At 47.0% G+C, this 4483-nt stretch carries 5 protein-coding genes; 2 read left to right on the top strand and 3 right to left on the bottom strand.

The genetic code is table 11. The annotated features are described in order from the left end of the window. Positions 1-99: 99 nt before the first annotated feature. Together rfaQ and HY879_06085 are read left to right on the top strand one after the other, a co-directional pair. Complete coding sequence (gene rfaQ / locus HY879_06090; protein ID MBI5602906.1) at positions 100-1173, top strand: putative lipopolysaccharide heptosyltransferase III; 1074 nt, start codon at positions 100-102, stop codon at positions 1171-1173. Beyond that, a complete protein-coding gene (locus tag HY879_06085) occupies positions 1170-2279 on the top strand; it encodes a glycosyltransferase family 4 protein (GenBank protein MBI5602905.1) in 1110 nt (369 codons plus the stop codon). Before rfaQ ends, HY879_06085 begins: the two co-directional genes overlap by 4 nt. A gap of 3 nt (positions 2280-2282) precedes the next feature. Here HY879_06085 and HY879_06080 read toward each other — a convergent pair whose 3' ends face one another. The 3 genes from HY879_06080 to HY879_06070 form a co-directional block, all read right to left on the bottom strand. Next, the gene (locus tag HY879_06080; GenBank protein ID MBI5602904.1) at positions 2283-2651 is read right to left on the bottom strand and encodes a hypothetical protein; all 369 of its coding nucleotides are present in this window, start codon (positions 2649-2651) and stop codon (positions 2283-2285) included. Further along, positions 2648-2923 (bottom strand): hypothetical protein, encoded by a 276-nt coding sequence (locus HY879_06075; protein ID MBI5602903.1) that lies wholly within the window; start codon positions 2921-2923, stop codon positions 2648-2650. The genes HY879_06080 and HY879_06075 overlap by 4 nt, the downstream gene beginning before the upstream one ends. A 113-nt stretch (positions 2924-3036) precedes the next feature. Next, positions 3037-4197, bottom strand: coding sequence for an O-antigen ligase family protein (locus HY879_06070; GenBank protein MBI5602902.1), 1161 nt, complete (start codon positions 4195-4197; stop codon positions 3037-3039). Positions 4198-4483 lie beyond the last annotated feature (286 nt).

Raw genomic sequence — 4483 nt, 5'->3', positions numbered from 1 at the left:
TCAAAAAGGGTTCTTGGACGGGGCCAAAGGTTTGGTCTTAGCCATCCTTTATTCCTATTATACCTTTGTCAAGTATGCAAAATTAAAAGAGATATCTAATTGAATATTCTTATAATAAAATTAAGGCATTTGGGCGATGTACTCGTAACCACTCCCTGTCTGAGCGCTCTCAAAGAGGCCTATCCGCAGTCCCAAATTACCATGGTCGTCAACCAGGGGACCGAGGATATGGTCCGGGACAACCCTTGTCTATCGGAAGTCATCGCTTTAGAGAGAGAACCGAAGAAAAAACCTCTGGAGGAATTAGGCTATCAACGGCGGCTCATAGGCCGTTTGCGCCGGAAAGGGTTTGATCTTTCCATTGATTTCACCGGAGGGGACCGGGGGGCTATCCTCTCTTTCCTTTCCGGGGCCAAAGAACGAATCGGTTATCACCCCAAAAAACAAAAACAATGGTGGTGGAAAAGGGCCTTTACCCAAACCGTAAAGACGCCCGGCGATAACCGCCATGTCGTCGAACATCATCTGGATGCCCTGCGTTTGTTGGGAATAAATCCGCCTGCAATGCCCTTGCGGTTTTACTGGACCCCGAAAGACCAGGAAACCTTAAATCGGATTTTAGTTGAAAAGGGAATTAACAATCAAAACCCCTATGTGGTGGTCCACCCCACCTCCCGCTGGATGTTCAAGACCTGGCGACTGGAGGGTTATGCCGAGGTTATTGATTATATCCAAAGCAAGATGGACTGGGCCGTCATGGTCACCAGCGGTCCGGATAAAAAAGAACTGGATGCCGTTCAGGAAATCACGAAACGATGCCGAACAAAACCCCTGGATCTCTCCGGCCGACTTACTCTTAAACAATTAGGTTGCCTGATCGCCGGGGGAAAGTTTTTTTTCGGTGTGGACAGCGCCCCCATGCATATCGCCGCCGCAGTAGGCACTCCGGTTATTGCCCTTTTCGGACCATCCGGAGACCACATGTGGGGTCCCTGGGGGGAAGGGCATCTGGTTATTAAAAAAGACTGGGCCTGCCGCCCCTGCGGTGAAGACGGCTGTCAGGGAAGCAAGGTCAGCCGGTGCCTGACGGAGATCCATACCGACGAAGTGATCTCGGCTATTGAAAATTTGCTTGCCTCGTCACCCGTCACCCGTCACCCGTCACTCCTATGAAAATCGCCCTTATCCGCCGCCGCTATATCCCCCATGGAGGGGCCGAACGTTATGTCCAAAATCTCAGCCGACATTTAGTCGAACGGGGGCATGAAGTCCATCTGTTCAGCCATTCCTGGCCGGAATCGAAGGGCGTAACCTGTCATCCCGTACCCATGCTGTCAGGCCTGGGTCTTTTGAAACTGTGGTCTTTTAATTATGGCGTCAAGAAATCCCTGGCCAAAGAATCCTTTGATGTAATCCAGAGTTTTGAAAAAACCTGGTGCCAGGATGTCTATCGGGCCGGGGAGGGATGTCATAGAGAATGGCTCCTTCAGCGAAAAAAGATCGAGCCTTTTTATAAGACAATAGGGGTAACCATTAACCCCTTTCATTGGCTGACCTTGGCCATGGAAAGAAAGTTGTTTGAAAAAAGTAATACCCGATATTTCATTGCCAATTCGCAGCGGGGGAAGCAGGAGATTCTCGGCCACTATAAAGTCAGCCCCGAGAAGGTTCCGGTGATTTATAATGCCTTGCCTTTCTCTCTCCCCCCGGGGAAAAGGGGAGTGATGAGGGATAAAAAAGAAAAGACCCTCCTTTTTGTGGGTTCCGGTTTTCGGAGGAAAGGCCTGTTTTTTTTGATTCGGGCACTTCCCTTTGTTTTACGGAAGGAAAAAATCCGCCTCGTGGTCGTGGGGTCGGGGAACCGGAAAAAAGCTGAAAAGCTGGCCGAAGGGCTTGGGGTGTTAAAAAATATAACCTTCACAGGGCCGGTTCAAGAGATCGTCTCCTATTACCGGGAAACCGATGTCTTTGTGCTCCCCAGTATCTATGAACCTTTCAGCAACGCCTGCCTGGAGGCCATGGCTTACGGGCTTCCTGTAGTCACAACGGAAATGAACGGTGCTTCAGAGGATATCCTTCCCGGGGAAAACGGTTTGGTGGTCAAAGATCCGGCCCATATTTCCCACCTGGCCGAGGCTATCCTGCAGGCCTTGAAATTAAATAAAGAGGTGGTCCATCAGGTTCACCGGAAGATGCTGACCCGACATACCTGGGAAAGGCATCTGGAGGATCTCTTTTCGGTTTATTGTTCTGTTTTAAAAGAGAAACAACCGCATTGATTTTCATACCAGAATCGCCTTTTCAATCTCTGCCAAAATATTTAAAAGGGTAGTACCTGGGTGTTCTTCAGTACCTTCTTGTGTGTGTTTATGAAAAGGGAAAGTACTCAGTTCCATGTGATGTGGTGCAGAATCCCAGCGGACAATAAGGTTCTTTTGGGCATCCATATAGTGGAAACGGAACTTGCTTCGATCCGTTGGAAGTTGTTCGGAAAATTCGAGTTTAGAACCATCAATAAAGACGATTTGACCTTTGATATATCCGATCCCTAAAGTACCATCAATTTCTTGTTGGATGGTTCTTGATAAAACCAACCCTTCTATCTCACGAAGCTTTTCATGGAGAGCGGCAAGGTAGAATTCAATGGTCATAATCTTACGTTATCTAAGAGATCCAATTGACGTTTCGTTTCTTGATAAGCATCAAGAATAAATTCCCAATCAAACCATTCTTGATCGTCTCCCATCTCCCCGGCTATAAATTTTTTTTTAAATTTTTCAGAAGTCATTTTATGTTTTTTTTCAAAAGCAGTAAGCCGTTTTTGGTACCGGTCCAAATTAAATTCCAATGCCTTATGTTTTAGCACAAGGCTTGATTTGACTATAGGGACAGCTTCCTGCTCTAAAGTTAAGATTGTTTGCATATGCCCACCTTTTTCCTTAAGTTGATAAAAACGGTTTAATGGGTATAGTAGAAACTCATTAAAATAATTATAAAATCAATGTGTAGGTCGGTCAATTGAAAAATATAGGCCGATTATTTTTCCCTGTTGACCGGACTTAAGGCCGCCCCGATCAAGAACCAGAATAATAATAAATTGTCATCCACATATAAATCATCAAAGCAATTTCGGATAAAAAAACCAATCACCATGATAAAGACGGCCAGATTAATCGATCCGACCCAGGAAGACAGCCCGGCTTTCCCTCTTCGATAGGTCTGGTAGAGAATGGCCCCGATCAGCCAGAGAAAGGCCGCCAGGCCTTGAATGCCGGCCTGAAAGCCGATATTTAAAAAGGCGTTATGGGCATGCCAGAGGAGCGGTTGATGGCTGGCCCGGAAATGGGGAAAGGCCTCGGAAAAACTGTTGCGGCCGTAACCGATTCCCTGGAAGGGCCTTTCCCGGAAAAAGGTAAAGGCCAGCTTCCATATTTCGATCAGATCGCCGCCCGTACCGCCGATTTTCTGGGAGCTGACTTCCCCGGATTGAGGAATTTGCTCTCCATGAAACCAAACGGTTTTGGGCATTACCAGGGGAAGGAGCAAGAGACTCAGAAGGAAAACCAGGACCAATTTTTTCTTATTGGCCATCCAAACTACAAGAAGAATCTCCACGGCAGCAGCCAGCCACATAGCCCGCCCGAAGGTAATATAGATACAAAACAAACCCATGACGACCCAAATACCCCAAAACCAGCGAAGCTGTTTCGATAGGGGAGAAAAAAAGGAAATCAGGAAGAAAGGGAGGACGGTAATTAAATAAGTGCCAAATTCAGGATAGCTTTGATGTAAAGATCTCGCCCTGATTTCATAAGAGCCAAAGGACCCGCCGGCCTGCCAGAAGTCCCAGAGGGCATATACGATCATTAAGGTATTGCCGATGGTCAGGGAAAAAAATAATTGTTTCCGCTGATCCGGGTCCTGAGCGGCGTAAGCCAAAAGATAGTAGACCAAAATGCCTTTAAGTACATCCCCCTGAATTTTTTTAAAGCTGTAGGCCGGATTGACCGCCCAGAGGAGGGAAACAAAGACACAGGCCAGCCAAAAAAATAAGGGCCAGTCGATGGGTGTTCTGGGCCAGAGTATCCTTCTGTTTAATAGCATCAGGAGGAGCCAAAAAAAGACACCCAGGAAAAGGGTGCTCTCCCGGACTGCTGTAATATGTGCCAGGGGGAGAGAAAAAAGAAAAAGATTCAAGGAAATTCTCAGTCCCCCTTGGGCAACAGGGATCCATCGGTCCGGCGACCAGGATGAAAGGAGGGGGGGGGGTTCTTTTAAGGGACTGTTTTTCAACACTTAGCTGATGCCTTTATAGGACCTTTAATTCGAGAATAAAGTTCGGAGTTCAGACATCCTGACACAGTGCCTCATTTTTATGTAACATGGACGATATCCTTGACACCATAAACGAGTCGAAGCTTCGAACCCGGGAATAATGTTTTTGTCGTATTCAACATTTCACAGAGCCTTCCGATAGCCTTGC

It is taken from the genome of Deltaproteobacteria bacterium, from assembly GCA_016219225.1.
Classification (GTDB): Bacteria; Desulfobacterota; RBG-13-43-22; order RBG-13-43-22; family RBG-13-43-22; genus RBG-13-43-22.
This window is presented reverse-complemented; position numbering and strand designations above follow the sequence as displayed.

Bases quoted from the DNA above. Each gene is read 5' to 3' on its own strand.
- HY879_06085 (MBI5602905.1), top strand. From the start codon at position 1,170: ATGAAAATCGCCCTTATCCGCCGCCGCTATATCCCCCATGGAGGGGCC.
- HY879_06080 (MBI5602904.1), bottom strand. From the start codon at position 2,651: ATGACCATTGAATTCTACCTTGCCGCTCTCCATGAAAAGCTTCGTGAG.
- HY879_06075 (MBI5602903.1), bottom strand. From the start codon at position 2,923: ATGCAAACAATCTTAACTTTAGAGCAGGAAGCTGTCCCTATAGTCAAA.